16 protein-coding genes are annotated in these 16951 nt (G+C 73.2%); 6 read left to right on the top strand and 10 right to left on the bottom strand.

Features of this window, described 5'->3' with window-relative positions; genetic code table 11:
• Positions 1 to 37: 37 nt before the first annotated feature.
• From AC1DE0_RS02865 to AC1DE0_RS02840, 6 genes are read right to left on the bottom strand one after another with little or no spacing between them, the layout of a single operon-like run.
• Positions 38 to 979 carry a DUF808 domain-containing protein gene (locus tag AC1DE0_RS02865; RefSeq protein ID WP_478096906.1) on the bottom strand — a complete coding sequence of 314 codons (942 nt, stop codon included), beginning with the start codon at positions 977 to 979 and terminating at the stop codon, positions 38 to 40.
• A gap of 42 nt (positions 980 to 1021) precedes the next feature.
• Entirely contained in the window at positions 1022 to 2425 is a 1404-nt protein-coding gene (locus AC1DE0_RS02860; RefSeq protein ID WP_478096904.1) for a mycothione reductase, read from the bottom strand.
• 34 nt (positions 2426 to 2459) lie between these two features.
• On the bottom strand, positions 2460 to 3599 hold the full coding sequence (locus tag AC1DE0_RS02855) for an SIS domain-containing protein (RefSeq protein ID WP_478096902.1): 1140 nt from the start codon (positions 3597 to 3599) through the stop codon (positions 2460 to 2462).
• Between the two features lie 14 nt (positions 3600 to 3613).
• Positions 3614 to 3820, bottom strand: coding sequence for a Trm112 family protein (locus tag AC1DE0_RS02850; RefSeq protein ID WP_478096900.1), 207 nt, complete (start codon positions 3818 to 3820; stop codon positions 3614 to 3616).
• Positions 3817 to 5352: a phosphomannomutase/phosphoglucomutase gene (locus AC1DE0_RS02845; RefSeq protein ID WP_478096897.1), complete on the bottom strand. Its 1536-nt coding sequence runs from the start codon at positions 5350 to 5352 to the stop codon at positions 3817 to 3819. The genes AC1DE0_RS02850 and AC1DE0_RS02845 overlap by 4 nt, the downstream gene beginning before the upstream one ends.
• 8 nt (positions 5353 to 5360) lie before the next feature.
• Entirely contained in the window at positions 5361 to 5753 is a 393-nt protein-coding gene (locus AC1DE0_RS02840; protein WP_478096894.1) for a DUF3499 domain-containing protein, read from the bottom strand.
• 100 nt (positions 5754 to 5853) lie between these two features.
• Here AC1DE0_RS02840 and AC1DE0_RS02835 point away from each other — a divergent pair, with 100 nt between their 5' ends.
• Positions 5854 to 6288, top strand: coding sequence for a metallopeptidase family protein (locus tag AC1DE0_RS02835; protein ID WP_478096892.1), 435 nt, complete (start codon positions 5854 to 5856; stop codon positions 6286 to 6288).
• An 88-nt stretch (positions 6289 to 6376) separates the two neighbouring features.
• Here the strand turns inward: AC1DE0_RS02835 and AC1DE0_RS02830 are convergent, their stop codons facing one another.
• From AC1DE0_RS02830 to AC1DE0_RS02820, 3 genes are all read right to left on the bottom strand, one after another.
• Entirely contained in the window at positions 6377 to 7840 is a 1464-nt protein-coding gene (locus tag AC1DE0_RS02830) for a DUF5719 family protein (RefSeq protein WP_478096890.1), read from the bottom strand.
• Complete coding sequence (locus AC1DE0_RS02825; RefSeq protein WP_478096888.1) at positions 7837 to 11031, bottom strand: glycosyltransferase family 2 protein; 3195 nt, start codon at positions 11029 to 11031, stop codon at positions 7837 to 7839. The genes AC1DE0_RS02830 and AC1DE0_RS02825 overlap by 4 nt, the downstream gene beginning before the upstream one ends.
• 121 nt (positions 11032 to 11152) lie before the next feature.
• Entirely contained in the window at positions 11153 to 11419 is a 267-nt protein-coding gene (locus AC1DE0_RS02820) for a WhiB family transcriptional regulator (RefSeq protein WP_442291882.1), read from the bottom strand.
• A gap of 244 nt (positions 11420 to 11663) precedes the next feature.
• Between AC1DE0_RS02820 and cofD the strand changes: the two genes are divergently transcribed.
• Both cofD and AC1DE0_RS02810 read left to right on the top strand, forming a co-directional pair.
• Positions 11664 to 12710, top strand: coding sequence for a 2-phospho-L-lactate transferase (gene cofD / locus AC1DE0_RS02815; protein ID WP_478096885.1), 1047 nt, complete (start codon positions 11664 to 11666; stop codon positions 12708 to 12710).
• Positions 12707 to 13765 (top strand): coenzyme F420-0:L-glutamate ligase, encoded by a 1059-nt coding sequence (locus tag AC1DE0_RS02810; RefSeq protein WP_478096883.1) that lies wholly within the window; start codon positions 12707 to 12709, stop codon positions 13763 to 13765. The genes cofD and AC1DE0_RS02810 overlap by 4 nt, the downstream gene beginning before the upstream one ends.
• 36 nt (positions 13766 to 13801) lie before the next feature.
• Here the strand turns inward: AC1DE0_RS02810 and AC1DE0_RS02805 are convergent, their stop codons facing one another.
• Positions 13802 to 14773 (bottom strand): zinc-binding dehydrogenase, encoded by a 972-nt coding sequence (locus AC1DE0_RS02805; protein ID WP_478096881.1) that lies wholly within the window; start codon positions 14771 to 14773, stop codon positions 13802 to 13804.
• Positions 14774 to 14824: 51 nt separating this feature from the next.
• On the opposite strand from AC1DE0_RS02805, the gene AC1DE0_RS02800 reads away from it, so the two are divergent.
• Genes AC1DE0_RS02800 through AC1DE0_RS02790 form a run of 3 tightly spaced genes read left to right on the top strand, consistent with a single transcriptional unit; the run spans position 14825 to position 16934 of the window.
• Complete coding sequence (locus AC1DE0_RS02800) at positions 14825 to 15499, top strand: biotin transporter BioY (RefSeq protein WP_478096879.1); 675 nt, start codon at positions 14825 to 14827, stop codon at positions 15497 to 15499.
• A 44-nt stretch (positions 15500 to 15543) separates the two neighbouring features.
• Positions 15544 to 16254, top strand: coding sequence for an energy-coupling factor ABC transporter ATP-binding protein (locus tag AC1DE0_RS02795; RefSeq protein ID WP_478096877.1), 711 nt, complete (start codon positions 15544 to 15546; stop codon positions 16252 to 16254).
• The gene (locus AC1DE0_RS02790; RefSeq protein ID WP_478096875.1) at positions 16251 to 16934 is read left to right on the top strand and encodes a CbiQ family ECF transporter T component; all 684 of its coding nucleotides are present in this window, start codon (positions 16251 to 16253) and stop codon (positions 16932 to 16934) included. Before AC1DE0_RS02795 ends, AC1DE0_RS02790 begins: the two co-directional genes overlap by 4 nt.
• Positions 16935 to 16951 lie beyond the last annotated feature (17 nt).

Genomic DNA, 16951 nt, shown 5'->3' with positions numbered 1-16951 from the left:
TCGACTCGAATGCTGTCGAACCCTGCTGACGCTCGGGTCAGTGGGCCGAGGCCGTCTCGTCGGCCTTCTTGCGCCGGGGCGCCACGTGCAGCAACGCGACGACGACCGCACCCACGACGAGGCCGATGAAGGCCGAGGCGAGCGTGTTGACGAGCCAGGCCAGGACGCCGCCGATACCGGCGACCCCGGCGACGCCCTCCTCGAGGTGGTGCACGAAGTCGTGGAGCGGGTGCCAGCCGAGCTCGTCGACACCGACGAGCAGGATGTGCCCACCGACCCAGAGCATGGCCGCGATGCCGACCGTGGACAGCACCGACAGCAGCTTCGGCATGCCCTTGACGAGCCCGCGACCGATGCGCTGCGAGCCGCCCGAGTCGCGCTCGGCGAGGTGGAGGCCGACATCGTCCATCTTGACGATGAGCCCGACGACGCCGTAGACGAGCGCGGTGATCAGCAGCGCGACGATGACGAGGATGATCAGGCGCGACAGGAACGGCTCGGTGTCGACCTCGTTGAGCGCGATGACCATGATCTCGGCCGACAGGATGAAGTCGGTGCGGATGGCGCCCGCGACGACGGCCGACTCGTCGACCTCACCCGCCTCGGCCTCCTCCTCGTGGTGGCCCGAGACGAGCTCCCACACCTTCTCGGCGCCCTCGTAGGCGAGGTAGGCGCCACCGACCATGAGGATCGGCGTGAGCAGCCACGGCAGGAACTGGCTGAGCAGCATGATCACCGGGAGGATGATGAGCAGCTTGTTGCGCAGCGAGCCGAGCGCGATCTTCTTGATGATCGGCAGCTCGCGCTCGGGCGCCAGTCCCTGGACGTAGCGGGGCGTGACCGCGGTGTCGTCGACGACGACACCGGTGGCCTTGACGCTGGCCTTCGCCGCGGCCGCCCCCACGTCGTCGACCGACGCCGCTGCGAGCTTGACCAGTGCCGCGATGTCGTCGAGTAGGGCTACGAGTCCGCCTGCCATGGCGTCATCCTAGGGTGGTCTGGGAAACGGCTGGGAACGTGCTCAGGCCGTCCTGTCGAGCCGGAGGCCGAGCAGGGCGTTCTCCACGACCTCGGCGAGCGCCGGGTGGATCCAGTACTGGCCGCGGGCGAGGTCGTCGACGGGTGTTCCGAGTGCGAGCGCCTGGATGATGGGCTGGATCAGCGACGTCGCGTGCGGGCCCATCAGGTGTGCGCCGAGCAGGCAGCCGGTGGTCGGGTCGGCGACGAGCTTGCACACGCTCGAACGGTCCTCCATGGCCCAGCCGTATGCCGTGTCGCCGTACGCCTGCACGTAGGTGACGTGTGTGCGGCCCTGCTCGACGCACTCCTGCTCCGTGAGCCCGACCGTGGCGATCTGCGGGTGGCTGAAGATTCCGGACGGGACGTGGTCGTGCGGGAGCCGCTGGGGGTCGTCGGGGTGGACGAGGTTGTGGGCGATGACCCTCGCCTCGGCGTTGGCGACGTGCTTGAGCTGGAACGGCGAGCTGACGTCGCCGAGGGCCCACACGCCGGGCGCGCTCGTGCGGCCGTACGCGTCGACGTCGATGCGTCCGTCGTCGAGGACGGTGAGGCCGCCGGCTTCGGCGCCGAGCCCGGCGGTGTTGGGTTGGCGCCCGGTGGCGACGAGCAGCAGGTCGGCGTCGACGACCGCGGAGCTGTCGAGGTGCAACCGCACCCCCGCTCCACCGTCACCGCGTCCGACGGCCACGACGTTCGTCGTGGTGCGCACGTCCCACTGCTCTCGAGCGAGTTCGGTGAAGCGCTGGGAGATGTCGGTGTCGAGGTGGCGCAGCAGCTGGGAGCCGCGCGCCACGATCGTCACGTGCACCCCGAAGGAGGCGAAGACGTGCGCCATCTCGGCGGCGATGAAGCCACCACCGATGATGGCTAGTCGCCGCGGCAGCTCGTCGATGCGCATGATCGTGTCGGACGTGTGGACGAGGGTCCCGAGGTCGAGGCCAGACTCGGCGACGACGTCGGGCACGAGCGGGTGGGCGCCCGCCGCGACGACGACCTGGTCGGCAGTAATCGTCTCCCGGCGTCCGTCGGACAGCTCGACCGTGAGCGTGCGGTCGCCCGTGAAGGTCGCGTGACCGAGGAAGGCCGTGGTGTACGGCCCCTCCTGCCGGTAGCGGCGGCCGCCCTCGGAGATCGGGTCGATGCGTCCGAAGATCCGGTCACGCACGTCGGCCCAGCGCACTCCGTCGAGTGTCGCGTCGACGCCGTAGCGGGCGGCCTCGCGCACGGTCGTGGCCACCTCGGCCGCGTAGACGAACATCTTCGTGGGGATGCAGCCGACGTTGAGGCAGGTGCCGCCGAAGGTGCCGCCCTCGATGACGGCCACCCGCTTGTCGTCGAAGTCGGGCGTCACGAGGGAGTTGCCGGAGCCGCTGCCGATGATGGCCAGGTCGAAGTGCTGGGTCACCGGGGCAGGATACGTTCCGGGGTCGTGCTGCCCGTCAGGCGCCTCGGGCTCCCCGCAGCAGGCGTACGTGCGGTGACGTGGCCGGGTCGAAGCCGAAGCCGAGCGCGAGGTAGGTGGCGGCGAAGTCGGTGAGGGCGACGTGGTGCGCCAGGCGCAGGAGGGGGTCGGGGGCGTCGGCGTCGAGCAGCGACACGCGTACGCCGGCGTCCTCCGCCACCGAGACCACCGTGTCCGCGAGCCGCGGGCCGTCACCGCCCGACGTGTCGCGCAGCATGATCAGGCGCAGCGGGGGCCGGGTCGGTCCGTCGAGGAAGGGGTCGGCGAAGATGTCGTCGGTGCCACCTCCGCCGGACTGGCCGGGCGCGAGGGGGCCGTCGAAGCAGGCCACGATCTGGCTGGCCGCGTCGGGCAGGCAGCCGTGGGCGACCGGCACCCTGCCGGTGCGTCCGAACATCGAGGCGGCGCGCCGCGCCGTCACGTCGCCGAAGGGCCCTTCACCGAGCACGATCGGCGTCGACTCGGAGAGCTCGGTCGCCAGCACCTTGGCCGGGTTGACGAACGACTCGGACCCGGGCCGGGCGTCCGTGGCGACGCGGTCGAGCACGTCGGCGAGCTCGCTCAGCGTCTCGGCACTGCACGACGCGATCCCCATCGCGTCGGCTGCCAGAAGTGCCGGGGTGGCCTGCGCCCACATCGACGTGCGGGACGACGATCCGACGACCGGGATCGGGACGTGGACGCCGTGCGCCCTCGCGCTGACGTCGGCGAGCGGTGAGGCGTCAGCGCCGACGGTCACGAGGAAGGCTCCGCGCCGGGCGGCCTCGGCCGCGAGGGCCAGGGTGCCTGCGGCACTGCCGGACTGCGACACCGCGATGACGACGTCGAGCGCACCGACCCAGCCGGGCAGCGACCCGGACGAGCAGCTCTGGACGGGCAGGGCTGCGGCCCCGTGCGAGACGGCTTCGAAGAGGTCGGCGACGGCGACGGAACCCCCGGCGGCCGCGATGACGACTCCGCGCGGCTCGATGTCACGCAGCCGGTCGAGGCCGGCCTCGCCGGCGGCAGCCATGGTGCGCCTCACCTGTGCACCGGACCCGGCCAACGCGCGCAGCGTCTCGCTGCGGTCGAGCGCGGTCAGTGCGCCCTCGTCGTCGAGGCGGGCTTCGTCGAACACCGCGCCCACCGGACTCAGCCGTCGGTGCGGCGGGCGAGGTCGACGAGGAGGACGGGCACGCCGCCCTCGACGGGATAGGCGAGGTGGCAGGCATCGCAGCGAAGCTCGGCGACGTCGGTGCCACCGGAGGCGGCGGCCACGTCGGTCACCTCGCCCTTGCACTGCGGGCAGCGGATGATCCCGCGCAGCCACGGCTCGATGGTCTGGTGGCTCTGGCTCACGAAGCGTCTCCTGCGTCCTGGCTGGTGGAGCTGGTGGTGGAGCTGGTGGTGAAGCTGTTGGTCGTGGGGGTGGTGGACGCGGCCCGGTCGTTCCCGGTGGCGTCCGAACGGATCAGGGCGAGCAGCTCGTCACGCACGCCCTGCATCGTCTCACGGTCGGCAGCCTCGACGTTGAGACGCAGCAGCGGCTCGGTGTTGGAGGCACGCACGTTGAACCACCACGTCGGCGCCTCCCCCTCGGGGCTGGTCACCGTGAGGCCGTCGAGCTCGTCGGTGCCGGCGCCGCGCACGTGCGCCCACGCCCGCACCTGCTCGACGACGGCGGCCTGGTCGGTGACCGTGGAGTTGATCTCGCCCGACGCGACGTAGCGCTCGAACTCGGCACAGATGGCCGAGAGAGGGTCTTGCTGCTCGCCCAGGGCCGACAGCACGTGGAGGGCGGCCAGCATCCCGGTGTCGGCGAACCAGAAGTCGCGGAAGTAGTAGTGCGCGGAGTGCTCGCCACCGAACACCGCTCCGGCCCGGGCCATCTCGGCCTTGATGAAGGAGTGACCCACACGCGTTCGCACCGGAGTCGCGTCGGCCTCGAGCACCACCTCGCGCACCGCAGCGCTCGAGATGACGTTGTGCACGATCGCCACGTCGGTGTCGCCGGCGGCGCGGGCCCGAGCGATCTCGCGCACCGCCACGAGCCCCGTGACCGCGCTCGGCGAGACGGGCTCCCCGTCGGCGTCGACGACGAAGCAGCGGTCGGCGTCACCGTCGAAGGCCAGGCCGAGGTCGGCGCCGTGCTCACGCACAGCCGCCTGCAGGTCGACGAGATTGGCAGGGTCGAGCGGGTTGGCCTCGTGGTTCGGGAAGGTGCCGTCGAGCTCGAAGTAGAGGGGGACGACCTCGAGGGGCAGCTCGGGCAGTCCGGCGCTCGTGCCCAGCACGGCAGGCACGGTGTGACCGCCCATCCCGTTGCCGGCGTCGACGACGACCTTGAGGGGCCGCGAGCCGGAGAGGTCGACCAGGCCCCGGAGGAAGGCCGCGTAGTCGCCGAGCAGGTCTCGCGTGATCACCGCGCCGGGACCGCCCACCGGCTGCGCCAGTCCCGAGCCGCCGTCGAGCATCCACTGGGCGAGGTCGCGGATCTCGGCGAGGCCGGAGTCCTGACCGACAGGGCGCGCCGCCGAGCGACAGAGCTTGATGCCGTTGTACTGCGCCGGGTTGTGGCTCGCGGTGAACATCGCGCCGGGCAGGTCGAGGGCGCCGCTCGCGTAGTAGAGGCCGTCGGTCGAGCAGAGACCGATCATCGTCACGTCGACGCCGCGCGAGGTCACCCCGGCCGCGAAGGCTGCCGACAGCTCGGGCGAGCTCGGCCGCATGTCGTGGCCGATGACGATGCCGGCGGACCCGTCGGGCACGGCGACCACCTCAGCGAAAGCGGCTCCGAGCGCCTGTGCGACTGCCGGTGACAGCTGGTCGGGCACGGTTCCGCGTACGTCGTAGGCCTTGACGAAGTCTGCGAGGCGAGGCACGCCGAACACCCTAGTGGTCAGGAGTCCCTGAGGATGCGCAGGTGCCCTCGACGGCCGGACTCGACGGCGCCCGGGCCGGCCTCGGCGTCGGCCTGCCCCCGGGACGTGGTGCGGGCATCACTGCCGCGCGGGGTGCGCGGACGGCCGGCCTCGCGCACCGCGTCGGCGAGGGCGAGCAGGTCGTCGGCCGCGAGCACGGGCTCGGGGAACTCGCCGCCCACGCGGACGACCTCCCAGCCTCGGGGAGCGGTCATGCGCTCGGCGTGCTCGAGGCACAGGTCGTACGTGTGTGGCTCGGCGTAGGTCGCGAGCGGACCGACCACGACGGCCCGGTCGGCGTAGGCGTAGGTCAGGGTCGCGACGGCCGGGCGAGCGCATCCCGTCTTCGAGCAACCACGTGTCAGACCCACGATCCGGGACTCTAGCCCGCGCCCACGCCGAGGACGAATCACCACGCCGTCCGAGCTGCTCCGGACGTGCCGTCGGTCGCCCCCGATCTAGAGTGGAGGCGTGGACACCGTCTCGCCCCGTACGCCCGCGCGACGCCGCCGGCGCGACCGGCACGGACGCGGCCAGAGGGGGCCGCTGGCGTGGCCTCCGGTGCCGGCCATGACGTCGCGGCGCGACGAGTTCGACGACTTCGTGCTCGACGCGGCGGCGCGGCTGGAGGCGACCTGCGGTCGTGCCTTCCCGGCCGTGGAGTTCGCGGTGGAGGACGTCCCACGCGGTCCGGCGCCCTGGGACCACCGCGAGGTGCCGCTCGGGCGGCTCTACCCGGCGACCAGCGCCCGCCCTGCACGCATCGTCGTCTACCGCCGCCCCGTCGAGACCAGGGTGAGCGACCGGCGCGATGTCGCCGCGCTCGTCGCCGACATCGTCACCGAGCAGGTCGCCGGGCTCCTCGGGGTCTCCCCCGAAGAGCTCGACCCCGGTTTCGGCGAGTAACGCAGCCGACCGCACGAGCCCGGCGCTGCTGAAGTCGCACTCCCGGTGAGCGGCGCCCGTTGACCTCGGCGACCAGTTGATCGGTGGGTCAGTTGCGGACCTGGCGAACGGGCACCGACAACGCCCGCACCGGGGCGTCGACGAGCGGTGCCACCGAGTAGTACGGCACCCCGGCGTCCTGGCCGGCCACCGACACAGCCGCCCGCACGGTCCCGCTGACCGGCGCGACCCACACGGCAGTGACGTCGCCGGCGTCGACCACGGCAGTCGAGTCGGGCGCGACCATCACGGTCGACACCTTCGAGGCACCACTTCCACCCAGGCGCACCGAGACGGTGCTCGGGGCCGAACCTGCCGTGAGCAGAAGGCGTTTCGTGGCTCCGTCGAGTCCCGGCAAGAGCACTCCGGCGACACCTCGGACGGGGGGCGTCGCGGGTGTCCACGCGAAGTCGCCCATCTGGTCGCCGGTCTTGCCTCGGCGCTCGGCCCAGGCGGCGGCCACCAGTGGCTGGTCGGAGCGGATGCCCAGACCMGACGCCGACGACGCCACCACGGGCACGTCGACGGTCGACCCCGCCGGCACGCGGACCGCGCGGAGTCCAGCGGGCTGCTCGACCCCCTTCGCGCCGAGCAGACGCACCTGGGCGAGTGCCTCGGTGTCACCGGGGTTGGCCAGCCGCAGCCAGACGTGGTCGGCAGCGTCGATGCCCGGAACGACGAGGTCGGTGCCGGGGGCGGCCGCCCGGATGGAGTCGTCGATGCCGCGACCGGTGGCTCCGGAGATCCACTGGTCGTCGAGAACCGCTGACACGACTCCTCCGGTGGCGACGACGTGCACGACCGGGCTGACCTCGTCGGGCGCGACGGCGTCGATCGAGAGGACCTGCCTGGACAGGGGTGGGATGGCGACGCTGCGGTCGGCGGCTCCCTCGACGCGACCCGAACGGCCCAGCACGTCGATCGACACGGACACGGCATTCGCGCCAGGGTTGCTGACGATGACGCGCTCGGTGCGGGACGGACCCGCACCGCCACCCACCAGCCAGACGTCCGACGAGGGCAGCTGGCAGGGCGTCACCGTGAGGCCCCTGTCGTCATCGCCCGAGTGGCGCCAGACCTGGGTGGCGACGAGTCCGGGTGCGAGGGCGCCGCCCGCCGCGGCGATGACCACCTCGGGCGTCGAGACGTCAGCCGTGGCAAGGCTGCCCGCCGAAGAGGTCTGCGCGAGGCCCGTCGACGACGTGCCGCGCGACAGCCGGACGGAGCCGCTGCCTCCAGCGGGCGTCCCGGCCACCGCACCGGCCTCCGGCGCGGCAGCGGCCACCGAGACCGTGCCGGCGACGTCACGCAGCCCGACAGCCCCGAGACGCTGCTGGCCGGGGCACACGAGGGAGGCCTGGTCGACGAGCACGCTGGAGGACTCGGGCAGGCCGGCACGTTCGCCGGCGGTCGCGAGACCCACCGAGCCGCCGATGCGGGTGGCGCCGACCGCCAGCGCGGCGGCGACGACCGTGACCGAGGCGACCCGGACGATGCCGGCCGTGTTGCTCATGAGCGCCTCCTCGAACGGCGGTTGCCGAAGGGCAGGGCAAGGAAGACCACGAGACCGACGAGTAGGGCCTGACCCAGGCGCCACCAGGGCTGGGCCGCGGCGAGGTCGACGACCAGGTCACCGGAGGTCGGGGGGACGGCATACGTGGGCTGGACCGTTCCCGGCAGCGGGTCGAGGCGACGGCCGTCGAAGGTCACGACGGCCTGTGCCGACCACTCGGACGGCTCGGCCAGCACGAGCAGCCGTCGGCCCGAGCCCGCCGGAATCGTGGTCTCGACGGCGGCGTGCGGACCCGTGGTGGGCACGACCTGGAGCAGGGTGCCGTCGGCGTCGACGAGCCGCGCCCGGGACGGCGCTGTGGCCACCGAGGTTCCGTCGTTTCCGCGGAGCGGCTGGACCTTCCAGAGGATGCCCCGCTCGCTCGCTCCCAGCCGGCTGAGCCCCGCCGATGCGTCGAGACGTCGCGTCAGGGGCGAGTCGCTCGTCGCTCCGACCTGCACGAAGCCGATGCCCAGTCGGGCCAGGGTGGTGGAGTCGAGTGAGTTGGCCCCGCGGCCACCCACGATGTTCGCAACCGCGTCGACGAGTGGTGCGTCGTCGGCGTCGGGGGCCCGGTCGAGATCGCGAAGGACCTCACCCGGCTCCTGCCCGGCCAGCACGAAGTCGACGACCTCGTCGGACGGCCGGAGCACGAGCAGCCGGTTGCCGAGCGGGCCGCTGCCCTGGTCGACKGCCACGGCCGGCAGGGTCGCCTGGCCGACGGACAGCGTGCGCCCGAGGCCGTCGTAGGCCTGCAGGCCGGCGGCGGCGGCGACCGGAAGGACAGCGAGGGCAGCCGCCGCGACGGAGGCCGCGAAACCCCACCGGCGGCCGGGGCGCCGGAGGGAGGCGAGAACCGGGCGGCTCCCGGCCAGCAGGCCGACGAGCAGCCCGGCCAGCCACAGCTGGACCCCTAGGCCTGCCCACAGGTGGGCCGGACCCGACTCGCCCACCCCGGTCTCGGCCGAGCCGAGCACGACTCGCTGGGAGGCGAGGGCCCCGGCCAGGCCGAGCAGGCCCACGAGCGAACCGGCCCCCAGACCGACAGACTCGGCTCGGCTGCGACCGCGGACGCCGAAGCCGAGCAGGCCCAGGACCACGAGCGGCGCCCCGAGCCAGACGGCGGCGCCGGCACTGCCGGGCTCTCCGAGCACCAGGGCCAGGACCCCCCAGGGACCTTGGTCGCCGGTGGTCGAGACGAGGCCGGGCCCCGACAGCAGCAGTCGCCAGTCCTCGACGAAGCGAGCGGCCCAGGGGCCCAGCAGGGCGGCCGGGACAAGGAGGAGCACGAGCGCGCGGGCCCGTCGCAGGCCTGGCCCGAGGACCAGCAGCACCAGAGCGGCCACGGCGGACAGGCCGAGCAACGGGGGCGCGAAGGCGCCGAGCACCGCGGTAGCGAGCGCCGTGGCGAAGGTGGCCGTGAACGTGCCGTCGCGGCGGGCCGCCAGGGCGAAGCCGGCGAGCACGAAGGGCAGGAGCACGTGCACCACGGCGATGCTGACGCGGCCCTGCGAGATGCCGGCGGCCGCGACACCGGCCGTGCCCCAGGCGAGGGCGCCGAGCCCGCGGGCAGCCCGGGCTGGCGTGACGACGCGAGCGGCGAGGTAGGCGGACCACGCCGCGAGCACGGGAGCGAGGAAGAGGAGCCACGCGATGGTCACCCCGGCGCTCGACCTGCTCTCGGCGACACCGGGCACCCGCTCGGCGAGCCAGGTCAGCAGCGACAGGACGGCCAGGTGCGGGCCCGAGTCGGCCCCGGTGCCGAGGCCGGCACCGTGCCAGGCGTCGCGGAAGGCGTGCCACAGGCCCGCGGCACCGGTCGTGACCGGCCGGAGCTCACCACCGGCGACTCCCGTGTTGGTCGGCGAGAGGGCCCCGGTGCGGATCGCGTCGCGCCAGGCCACCACCGTGGTGACGAGCACGGCCGCGACGGCGAGGAACCCGGGATGGCTCACGATGCGGCGCGGAAGCGAGGCGGGAAGGTGGTCGAGCGACTCGGACTCGTCGGCCACGGGACCGGTCTCGGTGGTGGCGGCCGCCTCGCGGCGGGCCCGTGCGCGCTCGGGGGTGATGGCGTCCTGGATGTGGTCGACCGTCGTGCGGGCGGCCACGCCGGGCGGCACGAACAGTGTGCCGAGGTGGTCACGGCGCAGTCGCTTGGTGCGGCGCCCGCGCCAGCGCGCGGCCAGCGTGGCGAAGGGGTGGAGCAGGGCCGAGACGTCGGTCAGCTCACGCCAGGCCTGCCTCGGTTGCTTCGCCACCAGCAGGGTGAGCGAGGCGACGAGGGCCGACAGAGCCATCCAGAGCGCGAGGAAGGGTGCCGCGAACGGCGAGCAGCGGGCAAGCGTGACCTGGCGGGCCGCGCGGCGGCCGCGACGCTCGAGCTCCCTGGGCCGGGCCCCGCCCGGACGGTCGCCGTCGAGACCGGCGGAGGCGTCGCGCACGACGGCTGCGGGCACGACGACGACGCGGTGGCCGGCGAGCTGGGCGCGCCAGCCGAAGTCGAGGTCGGCGCCGTGCTCGACGAACGCGGGGTCGAACCCGCCGAGGTCGTCGAACGCGGAGCGCCGCACGAGCATGCCGCTCGTGCTCACCGCGAGCACGTCGGCGCGGTGGTCGTACTGGCCCTGGTCGGCCTCGCCGCGAGCGGGAGACGCGAGGCGCCGCCCGGTGCGGGTGATCTGGATGCCCATCTCGACGAGTCGCCGGGGGTCCTCCCAGCTGACGATCTTGGGGCCTGCCACTCCGACGGACTTCGAGCCGAGCCCGGCCTGGAGCAGCTGTGCGAGGGCATTCGCGCGGGGAACGGTGTCGTCGTGCAGCACCCAGACCCAGCTCGACGACGCGTCGTCGCCGACGGGCAGTCGGGCGATGCCGCGCTCGATGGCGCGGCCGATCGGCACTCGAGAGTCGAGCGGGAGCACCTCGACCGAGCGGATCCTCGCCCGCACGCCCTGGTGGGCCGTGGCGATGGCTCTCGAGGTGTCGGTGCTCGCGACGTCGACGATCACGAGCCGCGCTGGCGGCAGTGTCTGACCGGCAAGGCCGTCGAGACACTGCGCCAGCCACGCAGCCCCGTTGTGCACGACGACGATCGCATCAACCGTCGCGTTCGGTCGCTGCCCGGTGGAGGGAGGGGCAGACAGCGACACGGACGACACACTCCCCGCGCCTGCGGGGGTGCTTCGGTCGGTGGTGAGCTCGTCGGGCACAGCGGCTACCTTCACCCGGACACCAGCGCGAACGGCTCGGTGCCGGGCTCGTACCTCACGATCAGACCGCGCGCTTCTTCAGCTTGCGGCGCTCCCGCTCGGACAGCCCACCCCAGATGCCGAATCGCTCGTCATTGGACAGGGCGTACTCGAGGCACTCCGAACGCACCTCGCAACCCACGCAGACCTTCTTGGCCTCGCGCGTGGAGCCGCCCTTCTCCGGGAAGAACGCCTCCGGGTCGGTCTGGGCGCAGAGCGAGCGCTCCTGCCAGGAGAGCTCACCCTCCTGCTCGCCCGTCTCCGACCAAACCACCATCAGCTCGTGCATGACCCCTCCTCGACCCTGACTGCACTTTGTGTCAGCACATGCTGTACCCGCCACCAGCGGTTTTCGGCAGGAATGGGGGAACTGACCCTTTCCTCCCAGGAACTCCGGAGCCAACGAATACAACAATGAAATTACATGCGTGTCATACGCCCCACGTCAAGCCCGTTAGTGATATTTGCTGCCGGAAATGTCCGTGGTCACCCCGCACGACCTGACGGGGAGGGCCTGCTGAGAGGATCGATGCATGCGCATCACCGCCCTGGCCGGAGGAGTCGGCGGCGCCCGGTTCCTCCGGGGCCTGCTCCACCACGCCCGACGGTCCTACCCACTGGGCCCCGACTCCGATCAGGCCGGTCAGGCCGATCGGCTCGACCCGCTCGAGCTGACGGTCATCGGCAACACCGGCGACGACATCACCCTCTTCGGCCTGCGGGTGTGCCCCGACATCGACACGCTGCTCTACACGCTGGGCGGCGGCATCCACGAGGGGCAGGGCTGGGGCCGAGCCGACGAGACGCACAGCCTCGCGGGTGAGCTGGCCGCGCTGGGGGCCGAGCCCCAGTGGTTCACCCTGGGCGACAAGGACTTCGCCACCCACGTCTACCGCTCGCAGCTGCTGGGCCGAGGTATGCCGCTGAGCGCCGTCACCGAGCGGCTCTCGGCGCGCTGGGGCCTGGGCGAGCTCGGGGTCACGCTGCTGCCCATGACCGACACTCCCGTCGAGACCCACGTCGTCGTCCGCGCCGACGGTGCCGACGGCCCCGAGGGCGACGACGAGCAGCGCGCGATCCACTTCCAGGAGTGGTGGGTGCGGCACCGGGCCGAGCTGCCGGCCGAACGGTTCGTCGTCGCCGGTCTCGACCGTGCGACACCCGCACCCGGCGTGCTGGAGGCCATCCGCGAGGCCGACGTGGTGATCCTGCCGCCCAGCAACCCCGTCGTCTCCATCGGGATCATCCTCGGGGTTCCGGGGGTGCGCGACGCCCTGCGAGGCACCCGGGCCCCGGTCGTCGGCGTCTCTCCGCTCGTGGGCGGGCGCCCGGTGCGCGGGCACGCGGACGTGTGCCTGCGCGCCATCGGCGTCGACGAGACGAGCGCCGGGGTGGCCGGGCTCTACTCCGACTTCCTCGACGGCTGGCTCGTCGACGAGGACGACCCGATGCCCGAGAGGCGCGGGCTGCAGGTGCTGCGGCGCCCGCTGCTGATGAGCTCGGTCGACGCGGCCGCCGACATGGCGGGCGCGGCGCTCGACCTCGCGATGCGTCTGCGCGCGGAGCGGGCCGACGCGTGAGCGGTCCGATCACGATCACCCCGCTCACCGGCATACCCGAGGTGCGCGAGGGCGACGACCTCGTCGACGTGCTCCAGGTGGGCCTCGACCATGCGCGTGTCTCGCTCGCCGACGGCGACGTGCTCGTCGTGTCGAGCAAGATCGCGAGCAAAGCGCTCGGCCTCGTCACCCACGACCCCGACAAGGACCGCGTCGTGCACGGTGAGACCGAGTACGTCGTCGCGGAACGAGCCGTCGGCGACCGCGTCACCCGCATCGTGCGGGCCAAGGCGGGCCCGATCATGGCGGCGGCCGGCGTCGACGGGTCCAACACGGGCGCTCGGGGTGGCTGGCTGTTGCTCCCCCACGATCCCGACGCGGTCTGCGAGCGGCTGCACGAGGGCCTCCTCGAGAGGCATGGCGTACGCGTGGGCATCGTCCTCAGCGACACGGCCGGCCGCCCCTGGCGGGTCGGGCAGGTCGACTTCGCCCTGGGCGCCCACGGGCTGGTGGTGCTCGACGACCTCCGAGGTGGCACCGACGCCGACGGCAAGCCGCTCGAGGTGACGGCACGGGCCCTGGCCGACGAGATCGCGGCCGCGGCCGACCTCGCCAAGGGCAAGGTGTCGGCGGTGCCTGCGGCGCTGCTCCGGGGTCTGCCGGGGGTCCTGGTGCCGGAGCCGCTCGGGTCTCACCCGCGCGGGCGCGACCTCGTGCGCACGGGTCCCGGCGACTGGTTCGGCTACGGCCGGGTCGAGGCGGTGCGCGCGGCCCTCGGCGTCGAACCCGGCAGTGCCGACGCCACGGCGGTGGGCATCGCGCCGACGGGCACCGACACGCGGATCGACGCCGTGGGTCGGGCCGTGCGCGTGGCGCTGCACGGCGTGCCGTCTGCCACGGCCGACGTCGGCCCGCGCACGGTGACGCTGGGCGCCGACACGGCATACGAGCTCGGGCAGCTCGTGTCTCGCCTGAGCACCGCCCTGTGGTGCGAGTGGCTGGCAGGCACTCCCGGCCACCCCTCACCCGACGGGCTCTCGGTCGAGGTGCACGTGTCGGGGGCCCAGCCCGGCTGACCCCGTGACATGCCGCACCACTCGTCGGTGCGGGCATCAGCCGACGGTGAAGACGACCTTGCCGAAGACGTCGCCCTCGACCATCCGCGCGAACCCGTCGCGGGCGTCGGCGAGCGGCAGCACCGAGTCGACGGCGGGCTCGATGCCCCGCTGCTCGACGAGCCGGGCGAGCTGGCCCAGCTCCTCGCGCGTTCCCATCGTCGACCCGACGACACGGAGCTGCTTGAAGAAGATCTTCGTCAGCTCGGCCTTGGCCGGGGCGTCACCGGAGGTGGCGCCCGAGATCACGACGGTGCCACCCGGGCGCAGGCTGTTGATCGAGTGGCTCCACGTCGCCGCCCCCACGGTCTCCATGACGGCGTCGACGCGGTCGGGCAGGCGTTCACCCGAGGCGAAGACGCGGTCGGCGCCGATCGCGAGCGCCCGCTCGCCCCTGGCCTCGTCTCGCGACGTCACCCACATGCGGTAGCCGGCGGCCGCACCGAGCTGGACGAGCGCCGTGGCGACGCCGCCACCGGCTCCCTGCACCAGCACGGTGCCGCCCGGCTGCACCCCTGAGTTCGTGAAGAGCATCCGGTAGGCCGTGAGCCAGGCCGTCGAGAGGCAGGCCGCAGTCTGCCACGACATCGACCCGGGCTTGGGGACGACGTTGCCGGCCGGCACGAGCACCTTCTCGGCGAGGGTGCCGTCGTGTAGCTCCGACAGGAGCGTGCGCCGTGGGTCCAGCGTCTCGTCGCCTCGCCAGCCCTCGGAGGGGACGACGGCGTGAACGATGACCTCGTTGCCGTCGGGGTCGATGCCGGCACCGTCGCAGCCCAGCACCATCGGCAGCCGGTCCGGGGCCAGGCCGACGCCCTTGAGCGACCACACGTCGTGGTGGTTGAGGGCGGCAGCGCGGAGGTCGACGACGACCCAGCCCGGCCGCGCCTCGGGGTCGGGCCGTTCGCCGACGACGAGGCCGGAGAGGGGGTCTGACGTGGACTGACTGGCGGCGTAGGCAGCGAGCATTCCAGCACCTTAGTGACCGGGGCACCCGTCGGGCCCCGGTAGGGTCCTGCCGTGACCGACGACACCCGGGTGACCGCCTCCATCGCTGCGCCGGCCGACCCGACGGGCGACGCTGTAGCGAGCCCGCGGCGAGGCGTCGATGCCCAGTCCGTGGCCCTCGTGGCCGTGTTCACGGCGCTGCTGGTCGCCGCCGCCGTCGTGCCGGGCATCCCGCTCGGCGGTTTCGGTGTGCCGATCACCCTCCAGACCCTCGCCGTCGTGCTCACGGGTCTCGTCCTGGGCCCGGTCCGCGGCGCCCTGGCCGTGCTGCTCTACCTGCTGCTCGGCTTCGTGGGCCTGCCGGTCTTCAGCCGGGGCCAGTCGGGGCTGCAGGTGCTCAGCGGCCCCACGGCCGGCTACCTCGTCTCGTTCGTCGTCGCGGCGGCCGTCGTCGGGTTCGCCGCACAGGTCGTGGTCCGGCGCACCCGTCGCGCCCTCTGGATGCCACTGCTCGTCGCCGCGTCCTTCGCCACGAGCATCGTCGTCGTGCACGTGCTCGGCGTGCTCGGCCTGATGCTCAACCTCCGGCTGCCGCTCGCCGCAGCGATCTCCGCCGACCTGCCGTTCCTGCCGGGCGACCTCGTCAAGGACGTCGTCGCGGTGCTGGCCGCCGTGGCCGTGCATCGCGCCTTCCCCGACGTCCTCGTGCGGCCACGTCACCGGATGACCGGGGCGGCTCGTCGTTGAGCACGCCGTGACGCAGGGCACGACCCGTGGATGAGGCACCGCCGGTGGCCTCCGTCCGCCTCGACGCGGCCACCGTGCAGGTGCCGCTCGACGACGCCCCCGGCCACCGAACCCGCACGATCCTCGGCCCTGTCGACCTGGCTCTCGACCAGCGCCGGGTCAGCGTCATCGGCGCCAACGGCTCGGGCAAGTCCACCCTGCTGCGCCTCCTCAACGGGCTCGTGTCGCCGACGTCGGGAACCGTCACGGTCGACGGCCTCGACACCGTGCGTCAGGGAGCCCGGGTCCGCCGTCGCGTCGCCTTCGCCTTCACCGACCCGCTCTCGCAGCTCGTCATGCCGACCGGACGGGAGGACGTCGAGCTGTCCCTGCGACGCCGCCACCGGTCGCGCGGTGAGCGCCGGCAGGCGGCGCGCGAGGTGCTGGAACGGTTCGGCCTGTGCCATCTCGCCGACCAGAGCGTCTACGACCTGTCGGGCGGCGAGCGCCAGCTGATGGCCCTCGCCGTCGTGCTCGCCACGGACCCCACGCTGCTCGTGCTCGACGAGCCGACGACCCTGCTCGACCGACGCAACACGCGTCGTCTGCGCGAGCTGCTCGACACCCTGCCGCAGACGGTCGTGATCGCCACCCACGACCTGGATCTCGCGCTGGCTGCCGAACGCACCCTCGTGGTGGATGCGGGACGCGTGGTGTTCGACGGGGCGCCCGCCGCCGCCGTCGAGCTCTACCGGTCGCTGGTCGACGACCAGTGACCGCGCCCGGCCTGTTCACCGCCCACGTCCCCGGCACCTCGTTCGTGCACCGGATGCCGTTGTGGTCCAAGCTCGCCGGGGTCCTGCTCGTCGGGGCGTCACCGTGGCTGGCGCGGTCGACGTGGCCGCTCGCCGCCGTCTCGGTCGTGCTCGTGCTCGTGATCGCCTCCTCCCGCTTGCCGGCCCGTCGGCTGGCACGGTCGATGCGGGGGCTCGTGCCCCTGCTCGTCGTTCTGCTCGCGTTCCAGTGGTGGTCGACCGACCTGGCGTATGCCGTCCGCGTCGTCCTCGGGATCGCCAACGCCTTTGTGGCGGCGGGCATCCTCACGGCCACGACGCCGGTCACCGACCTGCTCGAGGGGACAGCGCGCGCCGCCCGCCCGTTCCGTCGCCTCGTCGACCCTGAGGTCGTCGCGCTGACGCTGGGCATCGTGGTCCGCTCGGTGCCATGGGTGGCCGGGTCGTTCTCGAGCGTGCGGCAGTCCGCCCGCGCCCGGGGCCTCGACCGCAACCCCCGGGCCGTGGTCGTGCCGACGGTGGTGCACGTGGTCGCGTTCGCCCGTTCCACTGGCGAGGCCCTGGCCGCACGAGGTCTCGTCGACCCGGACGAGGACGACCGCCCGCGCCGGGGCGCGGGCGGTGCCGGGCTGTCCGAGCACTACGGCTGCGCCGGCCACTGACGGGCAGTGGCCGGCCG

This window comes from Terrabacter sp. 05T424, from assembly GCF_056396225.1.
This window is presented reverse-complemented; position numbering and strand designations above follow the sequence as displayed.

Excerpts from the sequence above, each read along its gene's own strand:
- AC1DE0_RS02865 (WP_478096906.1), bottom strand. The coding sequence starts at position 979 with ATGGCAGGCGGACTCGTAGCCCTACTCGACGACATCGCGGCACTGGTC.
- AC1DE0_RS02820 (WP_442291882.1), bottom strand. The coding sequence starts at position 11,419 with ATGCACGAGCTGATGGTGGTTTGGTCGGAGACGGGCGAGCAGGAGGGT.
- cofD (WP_478096885.1), top strand. The coding sequence starts at position 11,664 with ATGCGCATCACCGCCCTGGCCGGAGGAGTCGGCGGCGCCCGGTTCCTC.
- AC1DE0_RS02805 (WP_478096881.1), bottom strand. The coding sequence starts at position 14,773 with ATGCTCGCTGCCTACGCCGCCAGTCAGTCCACGTCAGACCCCCTCTCC.